We start from the raw sequence: 14,702 nt of genomic DNA, 5'->3' as shown, positions 1-14,702 counted from the left end.
CTTTTCACGCCCTCTCTTCTGGCTGCTTCCCATGCTGGCCATCATCGCGGTGGGGGTGATCGGAACCGCGCTGTACCTGGGTGGCCTGTCGAGCCCCGACAAGCACTTCAAGGACTTCCCCATTGCCGTCATCAACCAGGACAAGGGGGCGAAGGTCGCGCAGACGGACGGGAGCGTCAAGGAGCAGAACCTCGGCACGGACCTCGTGAAGGAGTTCGCGGACAAGGCCGCCGAGGACGACAAGATCGACCTGCGCCAGCTCACCTGGGACGAGGCCACCGAGCAGCTGGACCGCGGGGAGCTCTACGCCGCGGTGCTGATCCCGGACAGCTTCTCCGAGGACACCGTGAGCCTCGTGGAGGGCTCCCTGACCTCCGGCAACGCCGCGCGACCGGAGGTCAAGGTCTACACGGACCCGCAGGCCGGCTCGCTGGGCACTCGTCTGGCCACGAGCGCCGTCGAGCCCGGTGTGCGGCAGGCCAGCAAAAAGGTGGGCGAGCAGCTCACCGCCTCCATCGGCCCCGCTGAGAAGCAGGCCTACGACAAGGTGCTCCAGCAGCTGCAGGAGAGCCAGCAGGCTCAGCAGCAGCAGCTCTCGCGCTCCGCGGCGCAGGGTGGGCCCGCTGTGCAGCAGTTCGCGCAGCAGGTCCAGCAGGCGCAGGCGGGTTGGGTCGAGCAGATCGCCAAGGAGCTCTCCCCGACCGTCAGCTCGGTGGCCAAGGAAACCCTCGCGGATCCCGTGCAGATGGTTTCCGAGCCGTACAAGGAGCTGCAAGAGGGCACAGCGCTCGGCATGAGCGCCTTCTACTACTCGATCCTGCTGCTCGTGGTCGGCTTCTCCGGCTCCGTGGCGCTGAACCTGCTGATGGACGGCCGCATGGGCATGGCCCCGTTCGAGATGGGGCCGGTCTTCAAGGACTACACCCGCGCCGTCCTGCCCCGCCCGGTGGGCTTCCTCATGAAGTGGCTGACCTTCGTGGTGGCCGCCGCCCCCGCCTCCGCGCTGATGATGTGGGTGGCCTCCGCAGTGGGCATGCCCGTGCCGCACGGCCTCGCCGTGTTCCTGCTGGGGTGGCTCGCGATGTCCGTGGTCTCGGCGATCGTCCTGGCGCTGATCGCCGTGGGTGGCAGCGTGGGCATGCTGCTGTGCCTGATCTACCTGGTGTTCATGGGTCTGCCGTCGGCCGGTGCCGTGGTGCCGCTGCAGGCGGTGCCGGACTTCTTCCGGGCGATCGCTCCCATCGAGCCGCTGCACCACATCTTCAGCTCGATGCGCGCGTGCCTGTTCTTCGACGCGGATCCGCAGGCCGGTCTGACCTCCGGTCTCGTGGGCCTGTTCGTGATGCTGGTGGTCGCGCTCCTCGTGGGTGTGCTGGGCGGCTGGCTCTATGACCGCTTCGCCGGCCTGCGCGGCGGTGAGGGTCGCGGCAAGCACAGCGCCGAGGACACGCACCGAGACCACCGCGACGGCGGGGAGCACCCCCAGCGCGAGAGTGGGGATAACCCCCATGCTTCGCACGCCGCCCACGCCTAGGCTGGAAGCACAGACTGCACACCGGCCGGCACACGACGGGTCGGAGGACCCAGGGAGAAGACCATGAGCTACGAACCGCAGCAGCCCCGCCCGGACTACCGTTCCGAGGGCGGCAGGGGGATCGGCGGCCCGGACCCCCACGTCTCGCAGTACCAGGGAGCCCCTCGCACGGGTTCCTCGGGGCCACAGGACGACGAAAAGACCGTGGCCGTCCTGACCCACCTGGCCGGTCCCGTGGCGGCGCTGGTCTCCGCGGGCTGGCTGGGCTTCGTGGGCCCGCTCGTGGTCTGGTTCATCTACAAGGACAAGAGCCCGTTCCTGCGCGGCGCCGCGGCGGGGGCGTTCAACTTCAACGTCACCCTGTGGCTCGTCAACGTGGCCGGGTGGATCTGCATCTTCACCGTGATCCTGCTGCCCCTGGGTGTTGCGCTGATCATCGCGTACTGGGTCATGCTGCTCGTGTGCCACATCATGGCCGCCGTGAAGGCCGGCCGCGGTGAGGTCTACCGCTACCCCATGCAGCTGCCCATCCTGCACTGATTCCACGACGACGCCGCCGGCCGCCCTGCGCGGCCCGGCGCCGGTTCGCGGACGCCGCCCCGGCACGGAACACTCCGTGCCGGGGCGGCGTCTTTGTTCAACAATCCATTGGTGGATTGCTGAACAACCTGTAGAGTGCTCACGACACCCGCAGTGTGACTCTGCTCACGCGACCCCCTTGGAGGGATCCATGACCGACGTCCCCGCCGCAGCTCGCCCGAAGGACCGCACGGGCTCGCACCGCACCGCCCTGCTCGGTGCCATGTTCCTCATGGCCACGAGTGCGATCGGCCCCGGCTTCATCACGCAGACCACGGTGTTCACCGTGCAGCTGGGCGCGGCCTTCGCGTTCGCGATCCTGCTCTCGATCCTCGTGGACATCGCGGTGCAGCTGAACGTGTGGCGCGTGATCGGTGTTTCGGGGCTGCGGGCGCAGGAGCTCGCGAACAAGGTGCTTCCCGGGGCCGGGTACGTGCTCGCCGTGCTCGTGTTCGTGGGCGGGGCGGTCTTCAACATCGGCAACATCGCCGGGACCGGACTGGGCCTGAACGCCATGCTGGGTCTGGACCCGAAGCTCGGCGGGGCGCTCTCGGCGGCCCTGGCCATCCTGGTCTTCCTGTCCAAGCGGGCGGGGCTGGCACTGGACCGGATCGTCGTGCTGCTCGGTGCGGTGATGATCCTGCTCATGCTCTACGTGGCGGTCGTCGCCGCGCCGCCGGTGGGGGAGGCCCTGAAGAACACCGTGCTGCCGGAGAAGATCGACGTCCTGGTGGTGACCACGCTGATCGGTGGCACCGTGGGCGGCTACATCACGTACTCCGGGGCCCACCGCATGATCGACTCCGGCGTCAGCGGCGTGGAGCACGTCAAGGAGGTCAGCCGCAGCTCGGTGCTCGGCATCCTGGTCACGTGCGTCATGCGGGTGCTGCTGTTCCTGGCGATCTTCGGCGTGGTCGCGGGCGGCGTGACGCTGGCCGGGGACAACATGGCGGCCCAGGCGTTCGGGGCGGCCGCGGGGGAGATCGGCCTGCGGATCTTCGGTGTGGTGCTGTGGGCGGCGGCGCTGACCTCCGTGATCGGGGCGGCGTTCACGTCCATCTCGTTCGTGACCCGCTCCGGCGGGAGCCCTCGCACCCGCAACCTGCTCACGGTGGCCTTCATCCTGGTGTGCGCGGTGCTGTACCTGGTGCTGGGCAAGGCTCCCCAGACACTGCTCATCTTCGCCGGCGCCTTCAACGGGCTGATCCTGCCGTTCGGCTTCGCGATCCTGCTGTGGATCGGATGGCGTCGTCGCGACCTGCTGCACGGCTACCGGTATCCCGCATGGCTGCTGGTCGTGGGCGTACTGGCGTGGCTGCTCACGGTCTACCTGGCGTGGAACTCCCTGGCCGGTCTCGCGAAGCTCTGGGGGTGAGTGCGGTGGCCGACGTCGTCCTCTCCCCTGCGCAGGAGCGCGAGCGGTTCCGGGGTGGTCTCGTGCGGTCCACCGCGGGGCTGGCTCCCGGCCACGCGCAGGCGAACCTGATCATCGTCCCGCGCGAGCTGGCGTTCGACGTCCTGCTCTTCGCGCAGCGCAACCCCAAGCCGTGCCCCGTCCTGGGTGTCCTGGACGCCGGGGAGACCACGGGCCCGCTGCTGAGCGGCGGGGACATCCGCACGGACGTGCCGCGCTACGTGGTCTACGAGGACGGCAGGGAGGTGGCCCGTCCCACGGACATCACGGCCTTCTGGCGCGAGGACCTGGTGACCTTCATGCTGGGCTGCTCGTTCACGTTCGAGGGCGCACTGCAGGCGAGCGGCATCCCTGTGGCGCACGTGGACCAGGGCGTGAACGTCCCCATGTACCGCACCTCCCGTCGCTGCGAGCCGGCCGGTTCCCTCTCCGGACCGCTGGTCGTGTCGATGCGCCCCATCCCGGCGGACCGCGTGGCGGACGCGGTGCGGATCACCTCGCGCTACCCGGCTGTGCACGGTGCCCCGGTGCACGTGGGGGACCCCGCCGCGCTCGGCATCGGTGACCTGGGAGCCCCGGACTTCGGCGATCCCGTGAGGATCGCCCCCGGCGAGATTCCGGTTTTCTGGGCGTGCGGCGTCACGCCCCAGGCGGCGGTCATGGAGTCCCGCCCGCCGTTCGCCATCTGCCACGCCCCCGGTCACATGCTCGTCACGGACGCCCGGGACGCGGACTACCAGGTGCCCTGAGCCGGGGCGACGCCGCGGGGCCGGGTCCCTGCGGCGGCTCACCGGCCGGTCAGCCCAGCTGCTCCAGCACCTCGTCCCGGGCGTTCTCCAGGGACCGCCGCAGCAGGCGCGCCGCGGCCTCCCGGTCGCCGGTTCCGAGGGCCTCGAGCACCTCCGCGTTGTCCTGCGCGTAGCGCGCATGGAAGCCGCTGTCCCCGGACATCGCGTGGAAGACGAGACGCATGCGCGCGAGCATCCGGTCCATCTCGGTGAGCAGGGTGGCGGAGCCGGCGGCCGCGACGAGTTCGCGGTGGAAGCGCTGGTTGGCGTCGGACATGCCGGGCACGTCCCCGGCGGCCACGGCGTCCAGGGCGGTGGTGACGACACTGCGCAGGCGCCCCACCGCGGCGTCGTCGAGCTCTCCCCACAGCAGCGCCTCGGGTTCGAGGACGAGGCGCGCGGCGTAGAGGTCTCGGACGTCCTCGGCGGTGGGCTCGGCGACGGTCACGCCGCGGTGCGGGACGCGGCGCACGAGGCCCTCGGCGGCGAGCATCGAGAATGACTCCCGCAGGGTGTTGCGCGAGATGCCCAGCTCCGCCGCGACCTTCTGCTCGGAGAGCTTGGCGCCCGGGGGCAGGACGCCGTCCGCGATCATGCCGCGCAGCCGGCCGGCCGCATGGGCACCAGCCTGGGCCTCGTGCCCGACCCCGCCGGACGGTCCCGGAACGTTCGCGGCCGGGGCACTCACGCGATCTCCCCGAGCCGCTGCCCGGCGCTCACCGCGGAGCCCTCGGCCACCTCTGCGCGGTGCAGGGTGCCGGAGCGGTGTGCGCGTACGGGTGTCTCCATCTTCATGGCCTCGACCACGAGCACGGACTCGCCCTCGGTGACTTCCTGGCCGTCCTCGGCGAGCCACGTGACCACCGTGCCGTTCAGGGGGGCGGTGAGTGCGGCGTCGTCGTTCCCGGACGACGTGGACGACGCCGCGGCGGCCCCCGCCTCCGCGGCACCGCCCCCGCGCAGCAGGGCCTCCGCCAGCTCCGCGGGCAGCCCCACGCGCACGGCCCGGCCGTCCACGTCCAGGGTGAACGTCGTGCGCCGCCCCGCGTCCGGTGCGAGGTGCGGCGAGGCCTCCAGGTCCGGCGTGAACTCGTCCTCGATCCACGTGGTGTAGACGCTCAGCCCCTCCGGGGAGGTGAACGCGGGCTCGTCCATGACCGCCCGGTGGAAGGGGAGCACGGTGGGCAGACCGCGGATCGTGATCTCCCGCAGCGCGGCCCGGGCCCGGACCACGGCCTGTTGCCGGTCCTCGCCCCACACGACGAGCTTGGCGAGCAGCGAGTCGTACTCGGCAGGCACCACGGAGCCGGAGCGCACGCCGGTGTCCACGCGCACGCCCGCACCCGTGGGCGGCTCGAACGCCTCTACGGCGCCGGGCGTGGGCAGGAATCCCAGCGCCGGGTCCTCCGCGTTGAGGCGGAACTCGAACGCGTGACCGTGCGGGGCGGGGTCCTCGGAGGTGCTCAGGGGCAGGCCCTCGGCCACCCGGAACTGCTCGCGCACCAGGTCCACGCCGGTGGTCTGCTCGGTGACCGGGTGCTCCACCTGCAGCCGCGTGTTGACCTCCAGGAAGGAGATCAGCCCGTCCGGGGCCACGAGGTACTCCACCGTGCCCGCCCCGGTGTAGCCGGCCTCGCGGCAGATCGCGCGGGCGGACTCGTGCAGGGTGCGCCGCTGCTCGTCCGTGAGGAAGGGCGCGGGGGCCTCCTCCACGAGCTTCTGGTGTCGCCGCTGCAGCGAGCAGTCGCGCGTGCCGACCACGACCACGTGGCCGTGGGTGTCCGCGAGCACCTGGGCCTCCACGTGGCGGGGACGGTCCAGGAAGCGCTCCACGAAGCACTCCCCGCGGCCGAACGCGGACGTGGCCTCCCGCACCGCGGCGTCGAACGCGGACTCCAGCTCGTCCAGTTCGCGGGCGATGCGCATCCCGCGGCCGCCGCCACCGAACGCGGCCTTGATCGCGACGGGCAGGCCGTGCTCCTCCGCGAACGCGCGGGCCTCGGCGGCGTCCGCGACCGGGCCGTCCGTGCCCGGCACGAGCGGCGCCCCGGCACGCACGGCGATCTCACGGGCCGTGACCTTGTTCCCGAGCGCTTCGATGACCTCCGGGGAGGGTCCGATCCACGTGAGTCCCGCGCTGACGACGGCGCGCGCGAAGTCCGCGTTCTCGGACAGGAACCCGTAGCCGGGGTGCACGGCGTCCGCACCCGAGCGTTCGGCCACCGCCAGCACGGCGGGGATGTTCAGGTAGGTCTCCGCGGAGGAGGAACCGTTCAGGGCATATGCCTCGTCGGCCATGTGCACGTGAAGGGCGTCCGCGTCCGGCTCGGAGTACACCGCCACGGAGGCCAGCCCCGCATCCGCGCAGGCGCGGGCCACGCGCACGGCGATCTCCCCGCGGTTGGCGATCAGAACCTTCTTCATGCGGTGTCTCCTGACGGGGTGTCGGACGGGGATGTCTCTCGGACCGGGGGCTCCGCGGCGTCGTCGTCCCGGACGAAGCACACCGCGGCGCCGGGAGCGAGCTGCGCGGCGAGCGGGAGGTCCTCCGGGGCCACCACCGCGATCACCGGGTAGCCGCCGGTCACGGGGTGGTCCGCGAGGAAGAGGACGGGCACGCCCGAGTGCGGCACCTGCAGCGACCCGGCGGCCACGCCCTCGCTCGCGAGCTCCTCCGGGCGTGCGCGCTCCAGGCGCTGCCCGCCGGCGGGTTCCTCGAACCGCACGCCCACACGGTTGGAGTCGCTGCCCACGCGCCACGTGCGCCCGGTCAGGACCGCGAGGGAGCCGGCGGTGAACCAGTCGTCGCGGGGGCCGAGGCTGATCCGCAGGGACACGGCCCCGTCACCGTCCGGGACGGGCGTGGCGGGCGCTTCGGGCAGGCCGACGGCGCGGCGCGGCGCGGCGCCCACGGGCAGGTTCTCGCCCGCGGCGAGCGGGCGGGGGCCGATCCCGGACATCACGTCGCTCGAGCGGCTGCCGAGCACCTCGGGGACGTCGACGCCGCCGCGCACCGCGACGTAGCAGCGCAGCCCGGCCACGGGTGTGTCCAGCGTGAGGCGCTCGCCGTCGTAGAGGGCGAACGGTGCGCAGAACGGCGCCGACCGCGTGTGCTCGCCGGAGGCGTCGGTGATCGTGGCGGTCACGGGCGCCCCGGCGAGCGCGAGCACGTGGTGCCCTCGGGCGGTGAGGCTCAGCCCGCCCAGGAGCACCTCCAGGACGGCGCGGTCCTCGGGATTGCCCACGAGTCGATTGGCCTGCGCGGCGGAGGGCCGGTCAGTGGCTCCGGAGGCGACGACGCCCAGATCGCCCAGCCCGGGACGGCCCAGGTCCTGCACGAGCGTCTGCGTCCCGGGGTGATCGACCGTGAGGGCGTGGGGAGCGGCGGTCTCCGGCGCGATGACGGCTCCGGCGGCGTCGTCGTCGGCCACGGACACCAGCTCCCGCACCGCCCGGTATCGGACGGTGTCCCCGGGGCGGATCAGCGTGGGGGACTCGCGCGTCTCGTCCCACAGGACGGCGTCGGTGCGTCCGATCAGCTGCCAGCCGCCCGGCGAGCGGCGCGGGTAGACCGCGGAGAACGTGCCCGCGAGCGCCACCGAGCCCGCAGGAACAGCCGTACGGGGGGTGTCCCGGCGGGGGACGTCCAGGGGGTCGCCGGGTGCCACGAGGTACACGAAGCCGGGGGCAAAACCGCCGAAGGCCGCGGTCCACGCGGTGCCGGTGTGGGCGTCGACCACGCCCTGCTCGCTCAGGCCGGTGAGCCGGGCGACCTCCGCGAGGTCCTCGCCGTCGTAGACCACCGGGATCTCCACGGTCTTGCCCTGGGCCTCGGCGGAGGCGGCCGGGTGCACGGAGTCGATGGCGTCCGCGGCCGCCCGCGCAGCTCTCGCCGAGACGAAGGAGACGAGCACGGTGGCGGCCGCCGCGAGGACGTCCGTCTGGCCGGGGAAGGGGTGCGCCGCGAGGTGGGCGTGCCAGCGCGTGACCTCGGGCAGGCTCCCACAGTCCAGGAGGAACGCCTTGGTGCCCGCCCACCGCACCGCGGGAGAGGCCGGGGCGCCGCCGGACGGGCGGTGGCCCTCCGCGGGGAAGGGACCGCTGCTCATGCGAAGGACCGGACGGTGACGCCGGCGTCCTCGAGGCCGCGGCGCACCTCGGCGGCCATGGCGGCGGAGCCGGGGGTGTCCCCGTGCACGCAGATGCTCTCGGCCGCGATCCGCACGGTGGAGCCGTCCACCGCCGTGAGCGTGCCGTCCTCGGCCAGGCGGACCATGCGCCGCGTGACCTCGGCGGCGTCGTGCAGCACGGCACCCTGCTCGTTGCGCGGGACCAGCCGGCCGTCCGGGGCGTACCCGCGGTCCGCGAACGCCTCGGGGACGCCGCGCAGCCCGGCGCGCCCGGCCTTCTCCAGAGCCACGGAACCGGGCAGCAGCAGGACGGGGAGGTCTCCGCCGAACGCGGCGACGGCGTCCACCACGGCCTGGGCGTGCGCCTCGTGGTGGACGATCGTGTTGTAAAGGGCGCCGTGGGGCTTCACGTAGCTCACGCGGGTGCCCGCCCGGCGCGCCACGGCCTCCAGCGCGCCCATCTGGTAGAGGACGTCGTCGGCCAGCTCGGTGGGGGAGCAGTCCAGGAAGCGGCGGCCGAAGCCCGCGAGGTCCCGGTAGGCCACGTGGGCGCCCACCGTGACCCCGGCGGCGACGGCGTCGCGGCAGGTCTGCGCCATCACGGTCGGGTCCCCGGCGTGGAAGCCGCACGCCACGTTGGCGCTGGAGACCGAGCGGAAGATGGCGGCGTCGTCCCCCATGTGCCAGGCACCGAAGGACTCGCCCACGTCGCTGTTCAGATCCATGACCGTCATGCGTGACCTCCGTCTCACTGTGTTGGTCTCCAGCATGCCCGATGGGGCGCAGATTGTTCAACAATCCGGCCCGGAATATTTCGAACCCCCCGCTCCTTACACAGGTACTTCAAATTTGAAGTAGATGACAGTGGCGGGCGCAGGCCCCGTCAGAGGAGGGACGCACGATGCAACTCGGAATCTTCACCATCGGGGACGTGACCACGGACCCCACCACGGGAAAGACCCCCACGGAGCACGAGCGCATCAAGGCCACGGTGGCCATGGCCAAGAAGGCCGAGGAGCTCGGCATGGACGTCTTCGCCACCGGTCAGCACCACAATCCGCCGTTCGCAGCCCCGGCCAACCCGCCGGTGCTCATGGGTGCGGTGGCCGCGCAGACGGAGAACATCCAGCTGAGCACCGCGACCACCCTGATCACCACCACGGACCCGGTGCGCATCGCGGAGGACTACTCGTACGCGCAGCACCTCGCGGACGGCCGCGTGGACCTCACGCTCGGCCGCGGCAACACCGGCCCCGTGTACCCGTGGTTCGGCAAGGACATTCGCCAGGGCATCCCGCTGGCCGTGGAGAACTACCAGCTGCTGCACAAGCTGTGGCGCGAGGAGAACGTGAACTTCTCCGGGCGCTTCCGCACGCCGCTGCAGGGCTTCACCGCCACGCCGCGGCCCATGGACGACGTCCCACCGTTCGTGTGGCACGGTTCCATCCGCTCCCCGGAGATCCCGGAGCAGGCCGCCTTCTACGGTGACGGTTTCTTCCACAACAACATCTTCTGGAACAAGGAGCACACCGAGCGCATGGTGGCGTTCTACCGGCAGCGCTACGAGTACTACGGCCACGGCTCCGCGGACCAGGCGATCGTGGGTCTGGGTGGGCAGGTGTTCATGGCGAAGAACTCGCAGGACGCCGTCCGCCAGTTCCGCCCGTACTTCGACAACGCGCCGGTGTACGGCCACGGGCCGTCGCTCGAGAGCTTCATGGAGCAGACGCCGTTGACGGTGGGCTCGCCCCAGCAGGTCATCGAGCGCACGCTGTCCTTCCGGGACTACGCCGGTGACTATCAGCGGCAGCTGTTCCTGGTCGACCACGCCGGTCTGCCCCTGAAGACGGTTCTGGAGCAGATGGACATGCTCGGGGAAGAGGTCTTCCCGGTGCTGCGCAAGGAGTTCGACGCGCTGCGCCCGGCGCACGTGCCGCAGGCCCCGACCCACGAGTCCCTCGTGGCGCGCCACCTGGCGGGCAAGGACCCGATCCCCGGTGGTGGTCCGGACTCGCAGGCCGCCAAGGACCGTGCGGCGAAGGCCGAGGCCGCCGAGGCCGCGCAGAAGGACTCGAAGTAGGCCCGTCCTCGCACGGGGACAGACAGAAGAAGCAGTACGTGAGGAGAGTGCAGCATGACTGATCGACGGAGCATCGCGGTGGTGACCGCGGGACTGTCCGAGGACGCGTCCACCACGCGGCTGGCCCGCGCGATCGGACAGGCCGCGGGCGACGTCGTGGTCCGCGGCGGCGGCGAGGAGCCCGAGGTGCGCCTCGTGAACCTGCGGGACATCGCCCACGGGATCACCGATGCCATGCTGACCGGCATGGTGCCCGAGCCGGTGCAGGCGGCGATGGACGCCGTGCTCACCGCGGACGCGCTGGTCGCGGCCACCCCCACGTACAAGGCGAGCTACTCCGGGCTGTTCAAGGAGTTCTTCGACCTCTTCGACGAGGGCGCCCTGGAGAACCTGCCCACCGTGGTGGCCGCGACCGGCGGCTCCCCGCGCCACTCCCTCGTCCTGGACACCGCCCTGCGCCCGCTGTTCAGCCACCTCAAGGCGCTCACCCTGCCCATCGGGGTGTACGCGGCCACCGAGGACTGGGCGGACGCGTCCCTGCAGGCGCGCATCGAGCGGGCCGGGGCGGCGCTCGCCGGCATGCTCGGGGCCGGGGCGCCGGGGCACGACGCCGCCGGGCCGGGTCCCGCGGACGGCACCGGATCCGGGGCCACGGGGGACGGCGGCTCCGCCGCGGACGATGCCTCCACGGAGTCCGTGGGGGCCCGGCGGAACGCGCCGTCGCGCCCGGATCGTTCCGCGCGGGACGAGTTCGCCGCGGTGCCGAACTTCGAGGACCTGCTGGCGGCGGTGCGAGGATGAGCTCCATGCCTTCAGAACCGCGCCAGCCCGAGGACCGTTCCGAGCCGAGCGCCGCGCGGGCGACCACCCCGGGGTCAACCACCGGCGCGGAAGGGGCCGATCGCTGGGACACGTGGCGGCTCTACTTCGAGACCACGGCGCGGCTGACGTCCCGGGTGGAGGAGCGGCTCAAGGCACAGGGCTGCTCGCTCATGGAGTACCAGCTGCTCCTGCTGCTCCACGAGGCTCCCGGGCGCTGCCTGCGCATGGGTGAGCTGGCCCGCCGGATGGTGTTCTCGCCGTCGCGGCTGAACTACCAGGTCAAGGTGCTGGGCGAGCGGGGCTGGGTGCAGCGGCGTCGTGCGCCCGGTGACGGCCGCGGTTGGGAAGCCGCGCTGACCGTCGAGGGCGCGCAGGCGTTCCGGCGCCTGCGCCCGGACCACGCGCGGGACGTGGAGGAGCTCTTCTTCGCCGCGCTCACGCAGGACGACGTCGCCCGGCTGGGAGACATCATGGCTCGCCTGGCGCGGGGGCTGGGGGAGGGGTGACGGTGGGGACGTTCTACGATCACTCCATGAGTGAGCCCACCCCGTTCGCCCGCCAGCCCACGTTGACCGGTGAGCTGGTGACCCTGCGCCCCATTCGTGCGGAGGACGCGGACCTCGTCGATGCGCTGCTCCGTGAGGACCCAGAGGTCGCGCGACTCACGGGAAGCCTGCACTCCAGCACCGAGGCCTACGAGGGGCCACCCCTCGACCGGCTCCGTGAGATCTACGGGCAGTGGGCTGTGGCGGAGGACCGCCTCGTCCTGGCCGTCATCGACACCGCGAGCGGTCTGCTGGTGGGAGAGGCGGTGCTCAACGACTGGGACGAGGGCAACCGCTCGTGCGGTTTCCGCATCCTGGTCGGCGCGCCGGGCCGGGGGCGTGGACTCGGGACGGAAGCCACGCGGCTGATCGTCCGGCACGGGCTGGAAACCATGGGGCTGCACAGGATCACCCTGGAGGTGTACGACTTCAACCCTCGCGCCCGCCACGTGTACGAGAAGGCAGGGTTCCGTCACGAGGGCACGGGTCGGGAGGCCCTGCTGTTCGACGGTGAGTGGATCGACGTGCACTACATGGGGATCCTCGGTGGGGGTCTGGCGACGCCGGGAGAACGTGGCGGGGGCCGCAGCCCTCAGCCGATCCAGTAGCGACGGGTCGGGCGGCCGTTCCCGTCCGGGACCACGTTCTCCAGCACCCCGCCACAGGCCTCGATGGTCGCGGCGGAGCCCGCGTTGTCGTCGGCGCATGTGACGAGCACCCGCTCCACGCCGGCCGTGTTCAGCCGTTCCACCGACTGCCGCAGGATCTCCGTGGCGTAGCCTCGCCGTCGGAACGCGGGGCCCACGCCGTATCCCACGTGCCCGCCCACGCGGCGCAGGTAGTCGTTGAGCTCGTAGCGGATGGACGTGCGGCCCACGATCTCGCCGTCCACCTCCGCGAGCAGGTAGTCCGCCCGGACGAACCCCGGAGGCAGGTCCTCTCCCCGGGACGCGCGGTCCACGGCCGCCAGCACCTCGGGCCACGTCCCCTCGTCCAGGACGAACGAGAAGTCGTCGCGCAGCAGTTGCTCGTGCAACGCGCGGACCGCAGACTCGTCCTCGAGAGTGGGGCGTCGCAGTGTGAGCGTCATGGCCCCATGGTGGCACGCTCGCACCTGGTGCCTCACCCCGTCACGTGGCACACTTCCGGTGTCGAGATCCCCCCGACAGTCCCCACCACGGCAGGGAAAGCACCGTGAGCGACACCCCGCAGACGACGACGCCCGCGCCCGGAAGCGCGCCCAGCGCCGCGGCGTCGTCCCCCGCCCTCCCCGGCGGCGTGGTCCACGAGCTGCCCGCGGACCTCGCGGCGTCCCTGCTCGCCGATCCGCCCACCGCGCAGCTGTGGCGCGGTCTCACCCCGCTGGGGCGCAATGAGTTCGTGTGCTGGGTCGAGGACGCCAAGAAGCCCGAGACCCGCGCCCGCCGCATCCGGCGCACGGGCGAGGAGATGCACGAGGGCAAGCGCCGCCCGTGCTGCTGGCCCGGCTGCAAACACCGGGAGCGCACGGGGCGCTGATCTCGGCGCGGTTCAGACGGTTGTGGCGGGGGCCGAGCCCGGCCGCCTGGACCGCAGCGCGAGAACCGTGGTCGTGGCCACCAGCACGAGTGCTCCCGCGCCGAGACCCGAGAAACCCACGAGCCCCAGCATCGGACCCGCGAGCGCGCCGCCGGCCGCACCGCACAGGTTCATGACCAGGTCGGAGGTGCCCTGCAGCGCCGGGCGGTCGTGGGCGGCCACGGACTCGGTGACCATCGTGGAGCTGGAGACCGTGGAGGCGGACCAGCCCAGGCCCAGCAGGATCAGCGCGGTGAGCACGAGCGGCTGGCTCTCCGCACCCCACCACGTCAGTAGCAGCGCGGCCGCCAGGAGCACCTGGCCCACGAGCACCGTGGTGGCGCGCCCGGTCCTGTCCGCGAGCCAGCCGAACACGGGCGAGAGCGCGTACATGCCCGCCACGTGCAGGGACATGGTCAGCCCCACCACGGTCAGGGTGGCGCCGTGGGTGGTGAGGTGCACCGGCGTCATGGACATCACGCTGACCATGACGGCGTGGGAGATGCCCACCACCAGCACCGCGCGCCGTGCCGCGGGAACGGTGCGCAGCAGCGCGAGACCGCCCGCAGGACTCGGGCGGTTTGCCACCGAACCGCCCCGGGACAGGGCGGTCTGCAGCGGGTCCGGGCGCAGCCCCACGAAGTAGATCAGGGCGCCCAGCGCCTGCGCGCACATCGCGATCACGAACCCGCCGGTGAACTCCGGCAGCCCCAGGGCCCGCCCCAGCGACTCGCTCGGCCCGAAGAGGTTGGGCCCCACCACGGAGCCCACGGTCGTCGACCACACGATCAGCGAGAGGTCTCGCGCCCGCGTGCGCGCCGGGGCGATGTCCGTGGCCGCGAACCGCGACTGCAGGTTCAGGGCCGTGCCCGCGCCCAGCAGGCCCATGCCCGTGAGTAGCAGCAGGAAGACGCCGGCGCTTGCGGCCACCAGGATCACGGCGGCGCCGAGGATTGCCACGAGCGCCCCGGAGGTCAGGGACAGCCTGCGGCCACGACGCCGCGCGAGCCGGGTCAGCGGCACGGCCAGCAGCGCCGCGCCCAGGGTGTTCATCGTGGCCGCGAGTCCGGACAGTGAGCTGTTGCCGGACACCTCGGTCACGAGCAGCGCCCCCAGCGCCAGGGTGGCTCCGGTCCCGAGACCGCTCATCACCTGCCCCAGCGCCAGCACGGAGAGCACTTTTCGCTGCAGGCGGGCGTCGGCCTCGGAGGAGACGGGGTCGGGCGGGGGCTGCGGGGTCATGGGGCCATCAT

15 protein-coding genes are annotated in these 14,702 nt (G+C 72.2%); 9 read left to right on the top strand and 6 right to left on the bottom strand.

From position 1 onward, the window contains the following. Positions 1 to 31 precede the first annotated feature (31 nt). From KVA01_RS11090 to KVA01_RS11075, 4 genes are all read left to right on the top strand, one after another. The gene (locus tag KVA01_RS11090; RefSeq protein WP_231860658.1) at positions 32 to 1,534 is read left to right on the top strand and encodes a DUF3533 domain-containing protein; all 1,503 of its coding nucleotides are present in this window, start codon (positions 32 to 34) and stop codon (positions 1,532 to 1,534) included. 63 nt (positions 1,535 to 1,597) lie between these two features. Next, positions 1,598 to 2,074 carry a DUF4870 domain-containing protein gene (locus KVA01_RS11085; protein ID WP_068469841.1) on the top strand — a complete coding sequence of 159 codons (477 nt, stop codon included), beginning with the start codon at positions 1,598 to 1,600 and terminating at the stop codon, positions 2,072 to 2,074. Between the two features lie 190 nt (positions 2,075 to 2,264). Further along, complete coding sequence (locus KVA01_RS11080; protein ID WP_141270308.1) at positions 2,265 to 3,488, top strand: NRAMP family divalent metal transporter; 1,224 nt, start codon at positions 2,265 to 2,267, stop codon at positions 3,486 to 3,488. Then, the gene (locus tag KVA01_RS11075; RefSeq protein WP_231860659.1) at positions 3,485 to 4,276 is read left to right on the top strand and encodes a putative hydro-lyase; all 792 of its coding nucleotides are present in this window, start codon (positions 3,485 to 3,487) and stop codon (positions 4,274 to 4,276) included. Before KVA01_RS11080 ends, KVA01_RS11075 begins: the two co-directional genes overlap by 4 nt. Positions 4,277 to 4,325: 49 nt before the next feature. Here KVA01_RS11075 and KVA01_RS11070 read toward each other — a convergent pair whose 3' ends face one another. Genes KVA01_RS11070 through KVA01_RS11055 form a run of 4 tightly spaced genes read right to left on the bottom strand, consistent with a single transcriptional unit; the run spans position 4,326 to position 9,179 of the window. Continuing rightward, positions 4,326 to 5,003 (bottom strand): GntR family transcriptional regulator, encoded by a 678-nt coding sequence (locus tag KVA01_RS11070; RefSeq protein ID WP_068469845.1) that lies wholly within the window; start codon positions 5,001 to 5,003, stop codon positions 4,326 to 4,328. Beyond that, positions 5,000 to 6,739, bottom strand: coding sequence for an acetyl/propionyl/methylcrotonyl-CoA carboxylase subunit alpha (locus KVA01_RS11065; protein ID WP_068469848.1), 1,740 nt, complete (start codon positions 6,737 to 6,739; stop codon positions 5,000 to 5,002). Before KVA01_RS11065 ends, KVA01_RS11070 begins: the two co-directional genes overlap by 4 nt. Continuing rightward, positions 6,736 to 8,424 (bottom strand): 5-oxoprolinase subunit B/C family protein, encoded by a 1,689-nt coding sequence (locus KVA01_RS11060; RefSeq protein WP_141270306.1) that lies wholly within the window; start codon positions 8,422 to 8,424, stop codon positions 6,736 to 6,738. The genes KVA01_RS11065 and KVA01_RS11060 overlap by 4 nt, the downstream gene beginning before the upstream one ends. Further along, positions 8,421 to 9,179 (bottom strand): LamB/YcsF family protein, encoded by a 759-nt coding sequence (locus KVA01_RS11055; RefSeq protein ID WP_141270304.1) that lies wholly within the window; start codon positions 9,177 to 9,179, stop codon positions 8,421 to 8,423. Before KVA01_RS11055 ends, KVA01_RS11060 begins: the two co-directional genes overlap by 4 nt. 167 nt (positions 9,180 to 9,346) lie before the next feature. Between KVA01_RS11055 and KVA01_RS11050 the strand changes: the two genes are divergently transcribed. The 4 genes from KVA01_RS11050 to KVA01_RS11035 are packed head-to-tail and all read left to right on the top strand — an operon-like array spanning position 9,347 to position 12,500. After that, positions 9,347 to 10,525: an LLM class flavin-dependent oxidoreductase gene (locus tag KVA01_RS11050; RefSeq protein WP_055082078.1), complete on the top strand. Its 1,179-nt coding sequence runs from the start codon at positions 9,347 to 9,349 to the stop codon at positions 10,523 to 10,525. Positions 10,526 to 10,579: 54 nt separating this feature from the next. Then, positions 10,580 to 11,326, top strand: a complete 747-nt coding sequence (locus KVA01_RS11045) for a CE1759 family FMN reductase (protein ID WP_055082081.1) — start codon at positions 10,580 to 10,582, stop codon at positions 11,324 to 11,326. 5 nt (positions 11,327 to 11,331) lie between these two features. Further along, entirely contained in the window at positions 11,332 to 11,853 is a 522-nt protein-coding gene (locus KVA01_RS11040; protein WP_231860660.1) for a MarR family winged helix-turn-helix transcriptional regulator, read from the top strand. Between the two features lie 26 nt (positions 11,854 to 11,879). After that, positions 11,880 to 12,500 carry a GNAT family N-acetyltransferase gene (locus KVA01_RS11035; protein ID WP_068469874.1) on the top strand — a complete coding sequence of 207 codons (621 nt, stop codon included), beginning with the start codon at positions 11,880 to 11,882 and terminating at the stop codon, positions 12,498 to 12,500. Here the strand turns inward: KVA01_RS11035 and KVA01_RS11030 are convergent. Then, a complete protein-coding gene (locus KVA01_RS11030; protein WP_055082106.1) occupies positions 12,485 to 12,982 on the bottom strand; it encodes a GNAT family N-acetyltransferase in 498 nt (165 codons plus the stop codon). The genes KVA01_RS11035 and KVA01_RS11030 overlap by 16 nt on opposite strands. 104 nt (positions 12,983 to 13,086) lie before the next feature. Between KVA01_RS11030 and KVA01_RS11025 the strand changes: the two genes are divergently transcribed. Continuing rightward, positions 13,087 to 13,410 (top strand): YdeI/OmpD-associated family protein, encoded by a 324-nt coding sequence (locus KVA01_RS11025; protein ID WP_141270300.1) that lies wholly within the window; start codon positions 13,087 to 13,089, stop codon positions 13,408 to 13,410. Positions 13,411 to 13,422: 12 nt separating this feature from the next. Here KVA01_RS11025 and KVA01_RS11020 read toward each other — a convergent pair whose 3' ends face one another. Next, a complete protein-coding gene (locus tag KVA01_RS11020; protein ID WP_141270298.1) occupies positions 13,423 to 14,691 on the bottom strand; it encodes an MFS transporter in 1,269 nt (422 codons plus the stop codon). Between the last annotated feature and the right edge of the window lie 11 nt (positions 14,692 to 14,702).

It is taken from the genome of Kocuria varians, assembly GCF_006539885.1.
Taxonomy (GTDB): Bacteria; Actinomycetota; Actinomycetes; order Actinomycetales; family Micrococcaceae; genus Kocuria; species Kocuria varians.
This window is presented reverse-complemented; position numbering and strand designations above follow the sequence as displayed.

Excerpts from the sequence above, each read along its gene's own strand:
- KVA01_RS11090 (WP_231860658.1), top strand. The coding sequence starts at position 32 with ATGCTGGCCATCATCGCGGTGGGGGTGATCGGAACCGCGCTGTACCTG.
- KVA01_RS11020 (WP_141270298.1), bottom strand. The coding sequence starts at position 14,691 with ATGACCCCGCAGCCCCCGCCCGACCCCGTCTCCTCCGAGGCCGACGCC.
- KVA01_RS11050 (WP_055082078.1), top strand. The coding sequence starts at position 9,347 with ATGCAACTCGGAATCTTCACCATCGGGGACGTGACCACGGACCCCACC.
- KVA01_RS11080 (WP_141270308.1), top strand. The coding sequence starts at position 2,265 with ATGACCGACGTCCCCGCCGCAGCTCGCCCGAAGGACCGCACGGGCTCG.
- KVA01_RS11055 (WP_141270304.1), bottom strand. The coding sequence starts at position 9,179 with ATGACGGTCATGGATCTGAACAGCGACGTGGGCGAGTCCTTCGGTGCC.
- KVA01_RS11065 (WP_068469848.1), bottom strand. The coding sequence starts at position 6,739 with ATGAAGAAGGTTCTGATCGCCAACCGCGGGGAGATCGCCGTGCGCGTG.
- KVA01_RS11040 (WP_231860660.1), top strand. The coding sequence starts at position 11,332 with ATGCCTTCAGAACCGCGCCAGCCCGAGGACCGTTCCGAGCCGAGCGCC.
- KVA01_RS11045 (WP_055082081.1), top strand. The coding sequence starts at position 10,580 with ATGACTGATCGACGGAGCATCGCGGTGGTGACCGCGGGACTGTCCGAG.
- KVA01_RS11060 (WP_141270306.1), bottom strand. The coding sequence starts at position 8,424 with ATGAGCAGCGGTCCCTTCCCCGCGGAGGGCCACCGCCCGTCCGGCGGC.
- KVA01_RS11035 (WP_068469874.1), top strand. The coding sequence starts at position 11,880 with ATGAGTGAGCCCACCCCGTTCGCCCGCCAGCCCACGTTGACCGGTGAG.
- KVA01_RS11030 (WP_055082106.1), bottom strand. The coding sequence starts at position 12,982 with ATGACGCTCACACTGCGACGCCCCACTCTCGAGGACGAGTCTGCGGTC.
- KVA01_RS11085 (WP_068469841.1), top strand. The coding sequence starts at position 1,598 with ATGAGCTACGAACCGCAGCAGCCCCGCCCGGACTACCGTTCCGAGGGC.